The following is a 15,281-nucleotide window of genomic DNA, read 5'->3' on the forward strand; positions in this document are numbered from 1 at the left end:
TATTATGATTGCGTTAAAAGAAATCGAGACCGAAGATACACTTAGTCTAGCTCGCTGGCATGAAATTGAATCGATTATGTCAGATTCACTAAAAAATAATTACTTTACTATGGTTTATCAACCGCTGGTTTCTCTAAATACAGGACGTTTGATAGGTTTTGAATCTTTGATCAGGTGCGAGTCTCCGCGCTTCGGGGTGATAGGTCCAGATGAATTTATTCCTCATGTAGAGCAGACAGGAATGATTATCGAACTGGGGGGGTGGATCTTTGAACAGGTGTTTAGTGACTTAAGGCATATGCTAGATGCAGGCTTAGGAAATATAAGAATCTCATTGAATATTTCTCCAGTGCAAATCTTACAAGGTAATGTATTCCAACAAGTAATGTCTTTAATGGAGCAGTATGATGTTCCTCCTTCAGCAATTAAAATTGAACTTACAGAAACCGCATTGATTCATAACCCCGCTAAAATCGCAAAAGTATTAGAACAATTTCACCAAAAAGGCATAAAAATATGGATTGATGACTTTGGCACAGGCTACGCATCTTTGGGGCTATTGCGCCAATTTGATATTGATGGATTGAAAATAGATCGTAGTTTTGTCAACGGAATTACACAAAATAATGAAGACTTTACTTTATGCAGTGCTATTATCGCTATGGCACAACGCTTAGGATTAGAAACTGTTGCCGAAGGGATAGAGCAAGATGGTCAATTACAAATCTTGGAGCAATTAGGTTGTGATGTCGCACAAGGTTATTTATTAGGACGCCCACAGGGGGTGGCCCGCTCATTGAGTATGTGGGTAAAATAGAGAGCAAGACTTAAAGTATTCTTATTTTGATTTGCAAAATGAGAATACTAAACTATTATTGGTATAAGTTATAAACATACCAGAAATAGTTTACCTGCATGCTAATTACTTCCCTCTTTAAGGGCTTACAATGGTGAAAAATATCCTGCTTCCAAATTCGACTGTTATTGAGCAAAGTGTGTTAGCTCAATTAGAGCAGGACGTTGGCATTGAAACGCTTGCTAAATTACTTCAATTGTTTATTACTGAATTAATAACGTTAAACTCTCGTTTAGATGAAGCCATCACTAACACTGATGTTGCACAAATTATAGATGTGGCTCATATTTTAAAAAATTCTGCAGCCTTGTATGGTGCAACTCCTTTGGCTTTATTGTCAAAGCAGTTACATGATGCTGAAAGCTTGTCAGTTCAACAGTATTTAAGCTCGGCATTGCTTATCCAAACAAGTATAAAAAAAACAACTGGTTGTTATCAAGGCCTAGCTAATAGAATAGGCTGTTAAGGAGAGTGGTGTGAGTAATTTACCTTCAAATGGTCTTGTTTATGTAGTCGAAGATAGTATTGCAAGTGGTGCGCTATATTCAAGCCAATTAGAACAAGCGGGGTTTGAGTGTAAACATTTTACTGACGGTTACTCTGCATTAATTGGGATTAAAGAGTTAATGCCTGATGTGCTTGTGCAAGATGTTTGTTTACCTGATATTAGTGGCTTGGAAGTACTGCAATTTGTTAATAAGCAAGATAAACCAGCCAACGTTGTAATGATTACTTCAAACAGCTCTATTGATGTTGCAGTAGAAGCAATGCGTTTAGGCGGGTTCGATTTTTTAGAAAAACCATTTACAGGCCAGCGATTAATATCATCAGTACAGAGCGCTTTAAACAAACAGCCACATAATAAGCTTTCTCAATCAGTGCAGACACAGAACACAGAGGCTTCCCATGAGTTTGTGGGTGAGTCTTTGGCTATGCAAACAGTCTTTCGGCTATTAAACAGTGCAGCTAAAAGTAAAGCTAGTGTTTTCATTACTGGTGAAAGTGGTACAGGTAAAGAAGTGTGCGCACAAACCCTGCATGATGCAAGTGCTCGCAATAATGGGCCTTTCATTGCTATTAACTGCGCGGCTATTCCAGCTGAACTTTTTGAATCTGAATTTTTTGGTCATGTGAAAGGTGCGTTTAGCGGCGCATTGAGTGACCGTAAAGGAGCCGTAGAAGTTGCGAGTGGTGGTACTTTATTTCTAGATGAGCTTTGTGAAATGGAGCTCAACTTACAGGCGAAATTACTACGTTTTTTACAAACAGGGGTGTTTAGCCGCGTTGGTAGTAGCGAGGTTCTCCATAGCGACGTGAGACTCGTCTGCGCTACCAATAGAAACCCAGAACGTGAAGTTGCGGAAGGACGTTTTCGAGAAGATTTATATTATCGCTTAAATGTGATCCCTGTACAATTACCGCCCCTGCGAAACCGAGGGAATGATATTCTGCTTTTAGCTGAGTATATTTTACGGCAAAAGAGTGAGGCGAATGCAAAGCAATTTCAGGGATTCTCCTCACAAGTAGAAAGCTTATTTGTAAATTATGATTGGCCCGGAAATATCCGAGAACTACAAAATGTAATTGAGAATACAGTCGTGATCAACGATGGAATTATAATCGAGCTTGATATGCTGCCAAGTTCATTTGGCGTGTTTGATCATAATGAGAGCAATACACCTGCTCAAAAGCGTCGTTCATCTGATTCAGTATCGGATTCACCTATGGTCGCACATGATATTGAACCTTTATGGCAAGTAGAAAAGCGTGCGATAGAAAGTGCAATTCGCATTTGTGAAGATAATATTCCCTTAGCTGCCGCCTATCTAGGTGTTAGTGCTTCAACAATATACAGAAAAATAAAAGGGTGGAGTTAAGGTAAGGCCAGGCTATTTTACGTTGTGTATTGTGCAGATAATACAGACGGAACAGCTCATGTAATAAAATACTACTTCGTGATTACATTGCACGTATAGCTATACCTAATTGGCTGGAGTAACCCATAGATCGGGCACTAATCTGCAGTTGTTCATTGATAATATAATAGGTAGGAAAAGCGGATACTTTATAGTTAGCTTGAGTCTGATCATTGCCAAGCAATATTGGCACTGTCAGCGCTAAATCACTGACAAACTCCTCTACTTGCGTTGTACTTTTATAATCAAGTGCAATTCCAATTGCATTAATGTCACGGCCTTTAATTGCAGCTTCTAAATTTGGCATGCTGTATTTACAAACCGTGCACCAGGGCGCGAAAAAGTAAATAACAGTCGTTTTGCCTTTAAGTTCAGCGATACTCACACGGTTATCGATATTATTAAGCAATGCCAAACTAAAGTAGGGCGCGGGGCTTTTATCTGTTTTTAGTAAATTACGCTCTTGAAATGCGCTAACGAGAAAAAAGATTATTGCTGCTAAAACTATATTTATCAGTGTACTGCGAATGAGTTTCAAGCATATCTCCAAATCGAGTTACATTTTAGTGGTTGAATTATTAAGTTTAACCCTAAGCTATTTTAATGGAAACCATGAAAATGTTTAGATTTAAACTTTACAAAGGAGATCATGATTATGAACAAGACTACAGCACCCGCAAACATAATGCCTACTTTGACGGCAAATGATATTGATGGCAAAGCTTTTGATTTAACCGAGCGACAAACAGAGCTTCCTTGGAAGATGATTGTTATTTATCGTGGTAAGCATTGCCCGTTATGTACTAAGCAATTAAACGCTTTGGCATCGATAAAAGATGACTACACTCAGGCTGGTATCGAGATTGCCGCTGTCAGTGCTGATAGCCAAGAGCAGCTGAGCGGACATTTGAAGGACTTAGAGGTTAATTTCCCGCTTTATTCTGGCTTAACACTTGAGCAAATGACAAATTTAGGCGTTTATATTAGTGAGCCGCGTAATGAAAATGAGACCGATCACCCATTTTCAGAACCCGCTATATTTGTACTTAATGAGCAAAATCAAATTCAGATTTTAGACAAGTCGAATGCACCATTCTCACGCCCTGATTTAAATGCGCTACTTTCAGGCATTAAGTTTATTCGCGAGAACGACTATCCTATTCGTGGCACATTCGCGCCATAAACAGGGTTGTGGGGCATACTATTTAGTGTGCCCCAGCATTATTTTTAAACTTTTTTTATTTTTTTACTTGAAAACATTTTTACCGTCCATATATAGTTTAGTGAGGACGCCTGATGGGTCCCAAATTAAACAGAAGTAATTGAAATTTATATTATTAATTTAACTTTGCCTGCGCTTGTTCGACAGAAAAGCACTTGCAAAATATCGCTTAAATATGAGGATATTATTATGCGTACAGTAGACTTATCACCACTTTATCGTTCATTCATTGGTTTCGATCATTTAGCATCTTTAATGGATGCTGCGGCTCGCACAGACAAGCAGCCAAGTTTTCCTCCATACAATATCGAAGCGCTCGATAAAGACAAATACCGTATCACTATGGCTGTAGCCGGTTTTAGTGACAATGAGCTGACCATCGAGTCAGAAAATAACACCTTAAAAGTTGCTGGTATAAAAGCTGATAAAGGTGAATCTGATGAGCGTAAATTTATTCATCAAGGTATTGCCGAACGCAACTTTGAGCGGAAATTTCAGCTAGGCGACCATGTTAAAGTACTTGGCGCAGATTTAGCTAACGGCTTACTGAGTATCGACCTTGAACGTGAAATACCAGAAGCATTAAAGCCACGCAAAATTGAAATTGGCAGTGGTAACTTGCTAGAAGGGAAATAACCAACCCTTAAACATTATTTCCCCTAATTGACTTGTTATTTTTAGTAGCCGCCTCATTTGAGGCGGCTTTTTTATTGCAGACTCAGTAATAAAAATTGGCTATAAGCTTTCAATATTATCTAAACACCAGCGTGCTCTATCTAAAATTGCTTGACGTTGTTGTTCGTCTTGCTTTTGCCAGTTTTTGTATACCATACCAATACGAGGGTTTCGAGATAATCGCTCTTCATGCTTATTCATAAAGTGCCAATACAAGCTGTTGAATGGACATGCAGAATCTTCAGTTTTTTCTTTTACGTTATAATGACAACCCTTGCAGTAATCGCTCATTTTATTTATGTAATTACCACTGGCCGCATACGGTTTAGTTGCAATAAGGCCACCATCGGCAAACTGACTCATACCTCGGGTATTAGGCATTTCCACCCATTCAATAGCATCTATATAAATGCCCAAATACCAACTATCTACTTGGGCTGGGTTCATCTCAGTTAACAAACAAAAATTACCGGTTATCATCAAACGTTGAATATGATGGGCGTATGCGGTATCTAAACTTTGGTTAATAGCATGTTTCATACAATTCATATTGGTTTTCCCATGCCAGAAATAATCAGGTAAAGAACGGCTAGCGTTTAATTCGTTTTTAGATGCATAGTCGGGCATGTTTTGCCAGTAAATACCACGTACATACTCACGCCACCCTAGGATTTGCCGAATGAATCCTTCAACTTGTGCAAGGTTGATATCATCAGGACGCGATTCAAATTCTTTAAGAACTAGGTGTATGACTTGCATCGGGTGGAGCATTTTTGTGTTAAGCGCAAATGATATTCGGCTATGATACAAGCTCCATTGTTCTGTACTGTGACAAGTCATGGAGTCTTGGAACTGACCAAAAGATGGCAATAAATGTTCGCAAAAATATGCCAATAATTGCTTGGCCTGACTACGGCTTGTCGGCCAAAGCAGGTTTTCAGGGCAATTGCCGAAGGTATTTATATTATGGGCTTTAATTCGTTTGATAGTTTTACCAACTGGATTGCGGAACGTTTTTGCTTTTGGTATTTGAGCTAAATCAGCTTTTTTGAGTTTGTTACGGTTAGCTTGATCAAAATTCCACTGTTCACCGAGCGGGGAGTCGCCGTTCATTAATATATCAAAGCGCTTGCGCATCATGCGGTAAAAAAACTCCATCTTTACATGTTTATCTTTTTTAAAGTACGTTTTAATTTCATCAAAGGGCAGTAAAAAATGTTCACTGTCGAACCCTATGATTTTTATGTTGCTGGTGGAGTGAAGTTGATTCATTTGCTGTTTTAAGCGGTATTCGTCAGGATATTGGTAGTGAATTTGTGTGCATTGATATTGAACTGCTAGGCGTTTAAGTAAATCACTCAAAGATGTATATCTGTGAGTGTCATCTAAGGTCAAATGCAGAACATTCAAATTAGCTTGCTGTAACGCCGAGGCAAAGTTTTTCATGGCGCAAAAAAACGCTGTAATTTTTTGGATATGATGTTTTACATAGTCTGTTTCTTGTTTTAGCTCAGCAATGACGTATAAAACGTGTTCTTGATTCGGCTCTTTGTACCAACTATGGCTGGGGTTTAGCTGATCACCAAAAATAAATCGTAAGGTTTTGTATGCCATATAATCTGACCAAATTTAAGTTATACGCCATACTTAGTTGATTAGATCTGATTTATTATTATTTTTAACCGTGCTATATCTAGATCAGTTTCAAACAAAGGACTGCGCTTTAGTGAAAAATATATTACGTTTTAACCGCCATTTAACTATTTACTCACTCATTGCTTTTACACTTTTTGGCGCTACTAATACCAATGCCAATGTGTACAAATGCGAGAAAGAAGGGGTGGTTGAGTTCAGTCAGTTTCCGTGCGGTAAAGACGCTAAAAAAATTACTGTGGAAGAACAAAATCCAGGCGTGCCAAGTGAAATTGTGACCAAAGGAAAAATGGATACCACGCAGATTGATAGTTATATTCGTATTAAGCAGATTGATGTAGATATTAACCAACATCAAGACAAGATAGATACTTTAACGGCTAAAATGAATAAAGAGATAGGTGGGTTAAAAAATCAATCAGATGCTCAGTTGAATAACCTAACAGGCGCGCAAAAAGAAACGGCTATTGCCAACCAGATGGTGAATGTGACACAAAGGTACGATTTACAGATTGAGCGGGAGCAACGGAATATTGATAGGCTGCAAAAAGAAAAGTTACGATTACAGCAAGGTCAAGTTCAGGTTGATTCAACTATTGAACAAAGCGAAGAGAGTAAAGAAATAGATTCATTCATTCGTAGACAAGCTATCAAGCGTGAAATTGAAGAAAGAGAGTCTAAAATTGATACCTATCAAGCACACATGAATCAGCAAATAAATGCTCTAGATTCAGAGGCTAAAAATCAACCGAGTAATTTAGCTGATGCTACTTATGATAATTCATTATCCAGGAAAATGACGGCGTTGACCTCTAAATATAATACTTTAATTGAAATTGAGCAGCGCCAAATCGACAGGCTTCATGATGAAATGGCGCAGCTACAATAGCAATTAGGAGCTAAGCTGTTTTTGCGAGTAGTCAGTTAGTGACACCACGTTACTGGTTTTAAACAAATAGCTTGTTACTATATTAGTAAAAATGCGTATTGCTTGGCGCCAATTTTGTTCAAGTGTTGATGTCATGTAATCTTTTAAGTGAATTTTTAAACTTGCTAAAAATGCATTACACAATAAAGTAACGTCTTGGTGGCTTATTCCTAATTTACTTAAATTATTTGCATGATGATGAATAAACGGTGTCACTGAACGTAAATTATCTATATGCATAATTGTTCGCTCTAATGCACAGTACAGTAAATAACTATTTTTATTCAATGCCTCACTTGAAGGGCATGGCATGGCTAACGGTAGCCGCTGAAGTTGCATTTGAAAAGTAAAAGCAAAACAATGAAAATTTGGTTTGATTATATTAATACTTTTCAATAGTTGTTTTTTATTCTCTGTATTAGATTTCATAATCCCCCCCAACTAAAGTTATTTCAACTCAGTAATTATAGCCCGTTAGTACCAACATGTTGGCGTGTTTTGTAGTTATAACGCATCGCAGAGTCAGTATTGGAGGATTATCACCTTGTTTAAATGACAAATTTTATATTCACAATTCTTTACATTTAAAATAATAGTTCAGTTATTTGGCCTTTATTTATTGTAATTAGAATACCGCATAGAGCTTTTTAACTTTATTCTTGGTGCTATTTTGTACTATTTAAATGTCGTTAGAGGTGACTAATTCTTTCCAGCTTTTTGGTTGCTAATTATGTCAATAGTCTTTATAATAGCCGCCATTGTTTAGCTTACTTTGTAATTGCTAAACAGATATCAAACAGCTTTTTAAAGCAATGTTGATATCAGTTGGCGCGGGATGGAGCAGCCTGGTAGCTCGTCGGGCTCATAACCCGAAGGTCGTCGGTTCAAATCCGGCTCCCGCAACCAATCTTTATTTGGTTAGCATTAGAATGTTTTAAGATTGTTATGTTGTTTTACTACATAAGGTCATATTCTAAAACCAAACTTTTGAGTAGCGATTTTATTGTTACTGAATTGAAGTCGCGCATTCTAAGTAATGCGCGTTTTGCGTTTAAGCTATTAGGTTTATTTAGGTGGCGTTAGCTACCCGCAGCCAAGCTTGGCCCATGGCCACACAGTTTTATGCTTTAGGTGTGACGCCCCGCTTGGTTCGGGGCGTTGTTGTATCTGCACCACTTGGTTTTTTACCAAGAAATAAGCTAAGTATTTTAGGGCTATAAGCCCTTTTTTTGTTTGTATGGAGGATTTTCGTGACAAAACTTGAGCAAGATTTACTAACCATGCTTTCACCGTCTGTTGAAATGTTAGGCTTTGAACTACATGGTCTTGAGTTTGTACAAGCTGGTCGCCATTCTACGCTTAGGGTTTATATTGACCATGAAGCGGGGATTTCGGTTGATAACTGTGCTGACGCAAGTCGTCAAATAAGCGCAATCTTAGATGTCGAAGACCCGATTACAAATGAATATGATTTGGAAGTATCGTCTCCTGGTGTTGATCGTCCATTATTCAAACAAGATCACTACGAGAAGGCGCAAGGAGAGGAAGTACGTGTACGTACTAAGCTTCCACAAGATGGTCGTCGTAACTTTAAAGGCGACTTAGTATCAGTTAGCAGTGATATGATCACACTATCAAGTGATGGTGCTGAGCATATGATCATGCTTAGTAACATCGAACGTGCGAACATCATCGCAAAGTTTTAGTTCGAGTGCGAAGGAATAGGGCAAGCGAGGCATTACCCATGGCAAAAGAGATATTATTGGTTGCTGAAGCCGTTTCCAATGAGAAAGCGGTTCCAAAAGAAAAGATTTTCGAAGCGTTAGAGTTCGCATTAGCGACTGCGACCAAGAAAAAACACACAGGTGAAATCGAAGTACGTGTAGCAATTGACCGTAAAACCGGTGACTACGACACATTCCGTCGTTGGCAAATTGCAGAAGTACTTGAAGATGGTTCACTAGAAAATCCATACAGTGAAATTACATTAGAAGCTGCGCAAGTTGAAGATGAAAGCTTGCAGCTTGGTGACTTTGTTGAAGAGCAAATCGAGTCAATCAAGTTTGACCGTATTACAACACAAATGGCTAAGCAAGTAATCGTACAAAAAGTACGTGAAGCTGAACGTGCTTTAGTTGTTGATGCATACAAAGATCAGCAAGGTGAGTTAGTAACAGGTGTTGTTAAAAAAGCAACACGTGATGCAATCGTGCTTGATTTAGGTAACAACGCAGAAGCGGTTATTTATCGTGACGACATGTTACCACGCGAAAACTTCCGCCCAGGCGACCGTATCCGTGGTCTACTTTACGAAGTAAAACCAGAAGCACGTGGTGCGCAGTTATTTGTAACGCGCTCTAAGCCAGAAATGCTAATGGAATTGTTCCGCATTGAGGTGCCAGAAATTGGCGAAGAGATGATTGAATTACGTGCAGCAGCGCGTGATCCAGGTTCTCGTGCTAAAATCGCTGTTAAATCTAACGACAAACGTATTGACCCTGTTGGTGCGTGTGTTGGTATGCGTGGCGCACGTGTGCAAGCTGTTTCAACAGAGTTGGGCGGTGAGCGTGTTGATATCGTACTTTACGATGACAACCCAGCACAGTTTGTTATTAATGCAATGTCACCTGCAGAAGTGGCGTCTATCGTCATGGACGAAGACACGCATTCAATGGATATCGCTGTTGAAGCAGATAACCTAGCGCAAGCAATCGGTCGTAATGGTCAAAACGTACGTCTTGCTAGCCAGTTAACTGGCTGGGAATTAAACGTAATGACTGTGGAAGACATGCGTCAGAAGAATGAGGCTGAATCTGATAAGTTAATTAACTTATTCACTGAAAACTTAGATATCGATGACGATTTTGCAACGCTACTGATTAACGAAGGCTTCTCAACTCTTGAAGAAGTAGCCTACGTACCAGCGTCAGAGTTTTTAGAAATAGACGGCCTAGATGAAGAAACAGTTGATGTGTTACGCTCTCGTGCAAAAGATGCGTTAACAACTAAAGCATTGAAAACTGAAGAAAGCCTAGAAGGTGCTGAGCCTGCTGAAGACTTATTAGCACTTGAAGGATTAGAGCGTCACCTTGCATTTGTAATGGCAAGTAAAGGTGTAGTAACGCTTGAAGATTTAGCAGAGCAGGGAATTGACGAATTAGTTGATATCACTGAGCTGTCACCTGAACAAGCAGGTGAACTGATTATGGCTGCGCGTAACATTTGTTGGTTCGCAGACGAGTAATTTATTAACGGAGGTATTAGAAACTATGGCAGAAGTAAATGTTGAAAAACTAGCCGGGGATATTGGTACAACTGTTGATAAATTACTTCAACAATTATCGCAAGCCGGTATTACCAAAAAAGCAGGTGATAATGTAACTGAAGCAGAAAAAGCAACGTTACTTGATCATTTAAGCAAGTCACATGGTGGCACGGGCTCTGAAGGTCCAGCTCGCATGACGTTGCAACGCAAGAGCAAAAGCACATTAAGTGTGACCGGCTCTACAGGTCAAGCAAAGTCAGTGCAAGTAGAAGTACGTAAAACACGTACTTATGTTAAGAAGAGCGCAATTGAGCAGGAGCAAGAGCAAGCACGTATCGCCGCTGAAGAAGCAGCACGTCGTGAAGCTGAGCAAAAAGCTGCTCAAGAAGCCGCTGAACTTAAAGCGAAACAAGATGCAGAACGTAAAGCTAAAGAAGAAGCTGATCGTAAAGCAAAAGAGGAAGCTAAACGTAAAGCAGATGCTGAACGTGTAGCAAAACAGAAGCAGATGACCCCTGAGCAAAGTGCTAAGTCTGAGAAAGATCGCATCGAAGCTGAGCGTCTGCAAAAAGAAGCAGAAGAGGCCGCATTGAAGAAAGCTGAAGAAGAAGCGAAACGTCAAGCAGAAGAGGCAAGAAAGCTAGCTGAAGAGAATTCAGCACGCTGGAAGAAAGAAGAAGAAGAACGTAAGAAACGCGAAGAAACCGCGGATCACCACCTTACGACTTCTACCTACGCACGTGAAGCAGAAGATGTTGCTGATGCGCGTGATGAGCAAGGTTCACGCCGTGCGAAGAAAAAGAAAAAAGCGCCAGCAAAAGATAAATTTGCTGCAGCTAAAGGCCGTAAAGGCAAGCTAAAAGCACCAACGTCGCTACAGCATGGTTTCCAAAAACCAACAGCTGACGTTAAAAATGAAGTGCGTATTAGCGAAACAATCACAGTTGCTGAGCTTGCATCACGCATGGCTGTTAAAGGCGCTGAAGTTGTTAAAACAATGATGAAAATGGGTGACATGGTTACCATTAACCAAGTGATTGACCAAGAAACAGCACAGCTTGTTGCTGAAGAAATGGGTCACAAAGTTATCATCGTTAAAGAGAACGAATTAGAGCAAACCGTGCTAAATGACCGCCATGAAGATGGTAAGTCAGAGCCACGTGCACCAGTTGTTACTGTAATGGGTCACGTTGACCATGGTAAAACATCAACGCTTGATTACATTCGTTCAGCGAAAGTTGCATCAGGCGAAGCCGGTGGTATCACGCAGCACATTGGTGCTTACCACGTTGAAACTAACGGCAATATGATCACGTTCTTAGATACACCAGGACACGCCGCGTTTACATCAATGCGTGCACGTGGTGCTAAAGCGACTGATATCGTAATCCTAGTGGTTGCAGCAGATGATGGTGTAATGCCACAAACTAAAGAAGCGGTACAGCATGCTCGTGCAGCTGGCGTTCCTTTAATTATCGCTGTAAACAAAATGGATAAAGAAGGCGCGGATCCAGATCGCGTTAAGAACGAGCTAGCGCAGCTAGATGTTATCCCAGAAGACTGGGGCGGCGATACACAGTACGTTCATATCTCAGCTAAAACTGGCTTAGGTATCGATGACCTGTTAGAAGCTGTTCTTATGCAATCAGAGCTGCTAGAGCTATCAGCACCAAGCGAAGGTATGGCAGCTGGTGTTGTAATCGAATCACGTCTTGATAAAGGCCGTGGTCCAGTTGCATCTATTCTTGTTCAGTCAGGTACGCTTAACCAAGGTGATATCGTACTATGTGGTCTAGAATACGGCCGTGTACGTGCGATGAAAGATGAGAACGGTAAAGACATTAAGTCTGCTGGCCCGTCTATCCCAGTAGAGATTTTAGGTCTTTCTGGTATCCCAGCTGCAGGTGATGAAGCGACTGTTGTTAAAGATGAGCGTAAAGCGCGTGAAGTTGCTCTTTATCGTCAAGGTAAATTCCGTGATGTTAAATTGGCTCGTCAGCAAAAAGCGAAGCTTGAAAACATGTTTACTAACATGGCTGAAGGCGATGTATCAGAAGTTAACGTGGTACTTAAAGCTGACGTTCAAGGTTCAATTGAAGCAATTTCAGATTCACTAACTAAGCTTTCTACTGATGAAGTAAAAGTGAAGATTGTAGGTTCTGGCGTAGGTGGTATCACAGAAACTGATGCGACACTTGCTGCGGCTTCAAACGCAATCGTAGTTGGTTTCAACGTTCGTGCTGATGCATCAGCGCGTAAAGTAATTGATACTGAAAACTTAGACCTTCGTTATTACAGCGTAATCTATGCCTTAATCGAAGAAGTTAAGCAAGCCATGTCTGGTATGCTTGCTCCTGAGTTTAAGCAAGAGATCATTGGTCTTGCTGAAGTACGTGACGTATTTAAGTCTCCAAAAATTGGCGCAATTGCTGGTTGTATGGTTACTGAAGGTACTATTAAGCGTAGCGCACCAATTCGTGTATTACGTGAAAACGTGGTTATTTACGAAGGTGAACTTGAGTCACTTCGTCGCTTTAAAGACGACGTTCAAGATGTTCGTAATGGCATGGAATGTGGTATCGGCGTTAAGAACTACAATGACGTTCGCGTTGGTGACCAAATCGAAGTATTCGAAACAGTTGAAGTACAACGTTCACTTTAATTGTTAGCATATTAAGATGATAAATGGGGGCTCAGCCCCCATTTGTGTATCCATTATTAAATTAACTTATTTATATTTCTCAATAAGTTATAAAATTAGAGTAAAGAACAATGAGAGAATTTTCTCGCACAGATCGTGTTGCTCAGCAAATTCAAAAAGAAATTGCTGTTATATTACAACGCGAAATTAAAGATCCACGTTTAGGCATGGTGACTGTATCAGCCGTTGAAGTATCACGTGACTTGTCTTACGCTAAAGTATTTATCACGGTATTTAATACTGAAGATGAAAACGCCGCTAAGCAAAGTGCAAAAGTACTAAACGAAGCAACAGGGTATATTCGCTCGTTATTGGGCAAGCGTATTCGTGCGCGTATTATGCCTGAGCTTAAATTCGTGGTTGATAACTCACTAATGGAAGGGATGCGTATCTCTAACTTAGTAGATTCAGTTATTCGTGAAGATAATGCTAAACACGTAGATGACGAAAACGACAGCGAAGAAGGCACTAAAGACTAATGGCAAGACGCAGTAAGGGCCGTCCGATTGATGGCATTTTGTTGTTAAACAAACCACAAGGTATTTCATCGAACAGAGCCTTACAGCAGGCAAAAGGTATTTATTTTGCACAAAAAGCTGGGCATACCGGGGCACTTGACCCTTTAGCCACAGGTATGCTGCCGATTTGCTTTGGTGAAGCAACTAAGTTTACCCAGTTTTTACTCGATACAGATAAAACCTATGTGGTACGAGCAAAACTAGGTGAGCGCACGACTACGTCAGATTCTGATGGTGAAGTGGTAGAAACACGTGATGTAAACGTGACAAAAGAATTGCTAGAGCAAGAAATTGCCAAATTCTTAGGTGAGTCAGATCAATATCCGTCAATGTATTCAGCACTTAAATATGAAGGTAAACCTTTTTATAAATATGCGCGTGAAGGTATTGAAGTCCCGCGTAAGTGTCGAAAAATCAATGTATTTAGTTTAACGCTTGATGAGTTTGATGAAGCGAACAACGAAGTACAAATGACTGCTCATGTATCTAAGGGTACTTATATACGTACTATTGTGGATGATTTAGGTGAAAACCTAGGCTGCGGTGCACATGTCATTATGTTGCATCGCTCGGCTGTTGGTCATTACCCTGCTGATAAGATGGTTTCGCTTGAGCAGCTTGAAGCGTTATTGGCAAAAGCTAAGGCTGAAGAGCTTGCGCCTTCTAGTTATCTTGATGAGCTGCTATTGCCTATGGATACAGCACTGGTTGATTTACCGGTTGTTGAGATAACTCAAGAGCAGGGCATGTCGTTTAGTCATGGCCAAGCTGTTGTACTGGGCAAAGTGTTACCTGAAGGACCTATAAAAGTGCTGGCTGATGGCGTGTTTATCGGCACGGGTGAGCGCAACCCTGACGGGCACTTAAAGTCTAAACGCGGTTTATCGAATCAGCAACAGAACACAGACTAAGTTTATCTTGTAGTTATTACTAAAGCTGGTAAAATACGCCCGCTTAATCGTTTTGGCTGAATTAGTGATCGGCTAAGACACCTTTTACATTTATTTTTTGGAGTTACTATGTCACTAAGCAATCAAGAAAAAATCGATATCATCGCAAAATTCGCACGTGCAGAAGGCGACACTGGTTCACCTGAAGTACAAGTTGCACTTTTAACTTTTGATATCAACAAGCTTCAAGGTCACTTCGCTGATCACAAGCATGACTTCCACTCACGTCGTGGTCTGCTTCGCAAAGTAAGCACTCGTCGTAAACTGCTTGATTACCTTAAAGGTAAAGACATTGCACGTTATACTGCGTTAATCAAAGAGCTTGGCTTACGTCGCTAAGAACTAGATTACCTAAGAAGGAGCTTTACAGCTCCTTTTTTTGTGTCTGAAAATTGTCTCATACTCTACAGCTTCCATTCTATACAGCTTGAAAAATCAATAAAAACCTCCATCAATAGTTACATCTATATACTCACCTAAAGTGCGTACTATAATCTGGTTGCTAGACTCGCATTTTTACGTGGCTTTGGTATATACTATGCGCGTAGATAAAAAGGTTTATCTACGGTTATTTACATCATTGCCAATTGTAGTACT

16 protein-coding genes and 1 tRNA gene are annotated in these 15,281 nt (G+C 40.0%); 14 read left to right on the plus strand and 3 right to left on the minus strand.

Features of this window, described 5'->3' with window-relative positions; all coding sequences use genetic code 11:
• Window positions 1-4: 4 nt before the first annotated feature.
• The 3 genes from AAEU30_RS06360 (at window position 5) to AAEU30_RS06370 (ending at window position 2,733) form a co-directional block, all read left to right on the plus strand.
• On the plus strand, window positions 5-817 hold the full coding sequence (locus AAEU30_RS06360; RefSeq protein WP_421959794.1) for a putative bifunctional diguanylate cyclase/phosphodiesterase: 813 nt from the start codon (window positions 5-7) through the stop codon (window positions 815-817).
• Between the two features lie 130 nt (window positions 818-947).
• Window positions 948-1,322, plus strand: coding sequence for an Hpt domain-containing protein (locus tag AAEU30_RS06365; RefSeq protein ID WP_421959795.1), 375 nt, complete (start codon window positions 948-950; stop codon window positions 1,320-1,322).
• A 10-nt stretch (window positions 1,323-1,332) separates the two neighbouring features.
• The gene (locus AAEU30_RS06370; protein WP_421959796.1) at window positions 1,333-2,733 is read left to right on the plus strand and encodes a sigma-54-dependent transcriptional regulator; all 1,401 of its coding nucleotides are present in this window, start codon (window positions 1,333-1,335) and stop codon (window positions 2,731-2,733) included.
• An 82-nt stretch (window positions 2,734-2,815) separates the two neighbouring features.
• Here the strand turns inward: AAEU30_RS06370 and AAEU30_RS06375 are convergent, their stop codons facing one another.
• Window positions 2,816-3,310, minus strand: coding sequence for a TlpA family protein disulfide reductase (locus AAEU30_RS06375; RefSeq protein WP_421959797.1), 495 nt, complete (start codon window positions 3,308-3,310; stop codon window positions 2,816-2,818).
• A 111-nt stretch (window positions 3,311-3,421) separates the two neighbouring features.
• Between AAEU30_RS06375 and AAEU30_RS06380 the strand changes: the two genes are divergently transcribed.
• Both AAEU30_RS06380 and AAEU30_RS06385 read left to right on the plus strand, forming a co-directional pair.
• Window positions 3,422-3,955, plus strand: coding sequence for a redoxin domain-containing protein (locus tag AAEU30_RS06380; RefSeq protein WP_421959798.1), 534 nt, complete (start codon window positions 3,422-3,424; stop codon window positions 3,953-3,955).
• Between the two features lie 228 nt (window positions 3,956-4,183).
• The gene (locus AAEU30_RS06385; protein ID WP_087530724.1) at window positions 4,184-4,630 is read left to right on the plus strand and encodes an Hsp20 family protein; all 447 of its coding nucleotides are present in this window, start codon (window positions 4,184-4,186) and stop codon (window positions 4,628-4,630) included.
• Window positions 4,631-4,729: 99 nt separating this feature from the next.
• Here AAEU30_RS06385 and AAEU30_RS06390 read toward each other — a convergent pair whose 3' ends face one another.
• Window positions 4,730-6,283, minus strand: coding sequence for a cryptochrome/photolyase family protein (locus AAEU30_RS06390; protein WP_421959799.1), 1,554 nt, complete (start codon window positions 6,281-6,283; stop codon window positions 4,730-4,732).
• A 112-nt stretch (window positions 6,284-6,395) separates the two neighbouring features.
• On the opposite strand from AAEU30_RS06390, the gene AAEU30_RS06395 reads away from it, so the two are divergent.
• A complete protein-coding gene (locus AAEU30_RS06395; RefSeq protein WP_421959800.1) occupies window positions 6,396-7,211 on the plus strand; it encodes a hypothetical protein in 816 nt (271 codons plus the stop codon).
• Between the two features lie 3 nt (window positions 7,212-7,214).
• On the opposite strand, the gene AAEU30_RS06400 is transcribed toward AAEU30_RS06395, so the two are convergent.
• On the minus strand, window positions 7,215-7,679 hold the full coding sequence (locus AAEU30_RS06400; protein WP_421959801.1) for a globin family protein: 465 nt from the start codon (window positions 7,677-7,679) through the stop codon (window positions 7,215-7,217).
• Between the two features lie 400 nt (window positions 7,680-8,079).
• Here AAEU30_RS06400 and AAEU30_RS06405 point away from each other — a divergent pair.
• The 8 genes from AAEU30_RS06405 to rpsO all read left to right on the plus strand — a co-directional run bounded on the left by AAEU30_RS06405 (window position 8,080) and on the right by rpsO (window position 15,023).
• A tRNA-Met gene (locus AAEU30_RS06405) sits at window positions 8,080-8,156 on the plus strand.
• A 167-nt stretch (window positions 8,157-8,323) separates the two neighbouring features.
• Window positions 8,324-8,470 carry a hypothetical protein gene (locus AAEU30_RS06410; RefSeq protein WP_176372475.1) on the plus strand — a complete coding sequence of 49 codons (147 nt, stop codon included), beginning with the start codon at window positions 8,324-8,326 and terminating at the stop codon, window positions 8,468-8,470.
• A 30-nt stretch (window positions 8,471-8,500) separates the two neighbouring features.
• Window positions 8,501-8,956: a ribosome maturation factor RimP gene (gene rimP, locus AAEU30_RS06415; protein ID WP_058561276.1), complete on the plus strand. Its 456-nt coding sequence runs from the start codon at window positions 8,501-8,503 to the stop codon at window positions 8,954-8,956.
• 38 nt (window positions 8,957-8,994) lie between these two features.
• A complete protein-coding gene (gene nusA, locus AAEU30_RS06420; protein ID WP_087530720.1) occupies window positions 8,995-10,494 on the plus strand; it encodes a transcription termination factor NusA in 1,500 nt (499 codons plus the stop codon).
• A 25-nt stretch (window positions 10,495-10,519) separates the two neighbouring features.
• Window positions 10,520-13,177 (plus strand): translation initiation factor IF-2, encoded by a 2,658-nt coding sequence (infB, locus tag AAEU30_RS06425; RefSeq protein WP_421959802.1) that lies wholly within the window; start codon window positions 10,520-10,522, stop codon window positions 13,175-13,177.
• Between the two features lie 110 nt (window positions 13,178-13,287).
• Window positions 13,288-13,695, plus strand: a complete 408-nt coding sequence (rbfA, locus tag AAEU30_RS06430; protein ID WP_087530718.1) for a 30S ribosome-binding factor RbfA — start codon at window positions 13,288-13,290, stop codon at window positions 13,693-13,695.
• Window positions 13,695-14,645 carry a tRNA pseudouridine(55) synthase TruB gene (truB, locus tag AAEU30_RS06435; RefSeq protein WP_421959803.1) on the plus strand — a complete coding sequence of 317 codons (951 nt, stop codon included), beginning with the start codon at window positions 13,695-13,697 and terminating at the stop codon, window positions 14,643-14,645. Before rbfA ends, truB begins: the two co-directional genes overlap by 1 nt.
• 108 nt (window positions 14,646-14,753) lie before the next feature.
• A complete protein-coding gene (gene rpsO, locus AAEU30_RS06440; protein ID WP_421959804.1) occupies window positions 14,754-15,023 on the plus strand; it encodes a 30S ribosomal protein S15 in 270 nt (89 codons plus the stop codon).
• Window positions 15,024-15,281 lie beyond the last annotated feature (258 nt).

Origin of the sequence: Pseudoalteromonas mucoides, from assembly GCF_049257175.1 — a bacterium.
Classification (GTDB): Bacteria; Pseudomonadota; Gammaproteobacteria; order Enterobacterales; family Alteromonadaceae; genus Pseudoalteromonas.

What these genes read in the sequence shown, in the direction of transcription:
- AAEU30_RS06365 (WP_421959795.1), top strand. Translation starts at nt 948, where the DNA reads ATGGTGAAAAATATCCTGCTTCCAAATTCGACTGTTATTGAGCAAAGT.
- rbfA (WP_087530718.1), top strand. Translation starts at nt 13,288, where the DNA reads ATGAGAGAATTTTCTCGCACAGATCGTGTTGCTCAGCAAATTCAAAAA.
- AAEU30_RS06385 (WP_087530724.1), top strand. Translation starts at nt 4,184, where the DNA reads ATGCGTACAGTAGACTTATCACCACTTTATCGTTCATTCATTGGTTTC.
- infB (WP_421959802.1), top strand. Translation starts at nt 10,520, where the DNA reads ATGGCAGAAGTAAATGTTGAAAAACTAGCCGGGGATATTGGTACAACT.
- truB (WP_421959803.1), top strand. Translation starts at nt 13,695, where the DNA reads ATGGCAAGACGCAGTAAGGGCCGTCCGATTGATGGCATTTTGTTGTTA.
- nusA (WP_087530720.1), top strand. Translation starts at nt 8,995, where the DNA reads ATGGCAAAAGAGATATTATTGGTTGCTGAAGCCGTTTCCAATGAGAAA.
- AAEU30_RS06390 (WP_421959799.1), bottom strand. Translation starts at nt 6,283, where the DNA reads ATGGCATACAAAACCTTACGATTTATTTTTGGTGATCAGCTAAACCCC.
- AAEU30_RS06400 (WP_421959801.1), bottom strand. Translation starts at nt 7,679, where the DNA reads ATGAAATCTAATACAGAGAATAAAAAACAACTATTGAAAAGTATTAAT.
- AAEU30_RS06380 (WP_421959798.1), top strand. Translation starts at nt 3,422, where the DNA reads ATGATTATGAACAAGACTACAGCACCCGCAAACATAATGCCTACTTTG.
- rpsO (WP_421959804.1), top strand. Translation starts at nt 14,754, where the DNA reads ATGTCACTAAGCAATCAAGAAAAAATCGATATCATCGCAAAATTCGCA.
- AAEU30_RS06360 (WP_421959794.1), top strand. Translation starts at nt 5, where the DNA reads ATGATTGCGTTAAAAGAAATCGAGACCGAAGATACACTTAGTCTAGCT.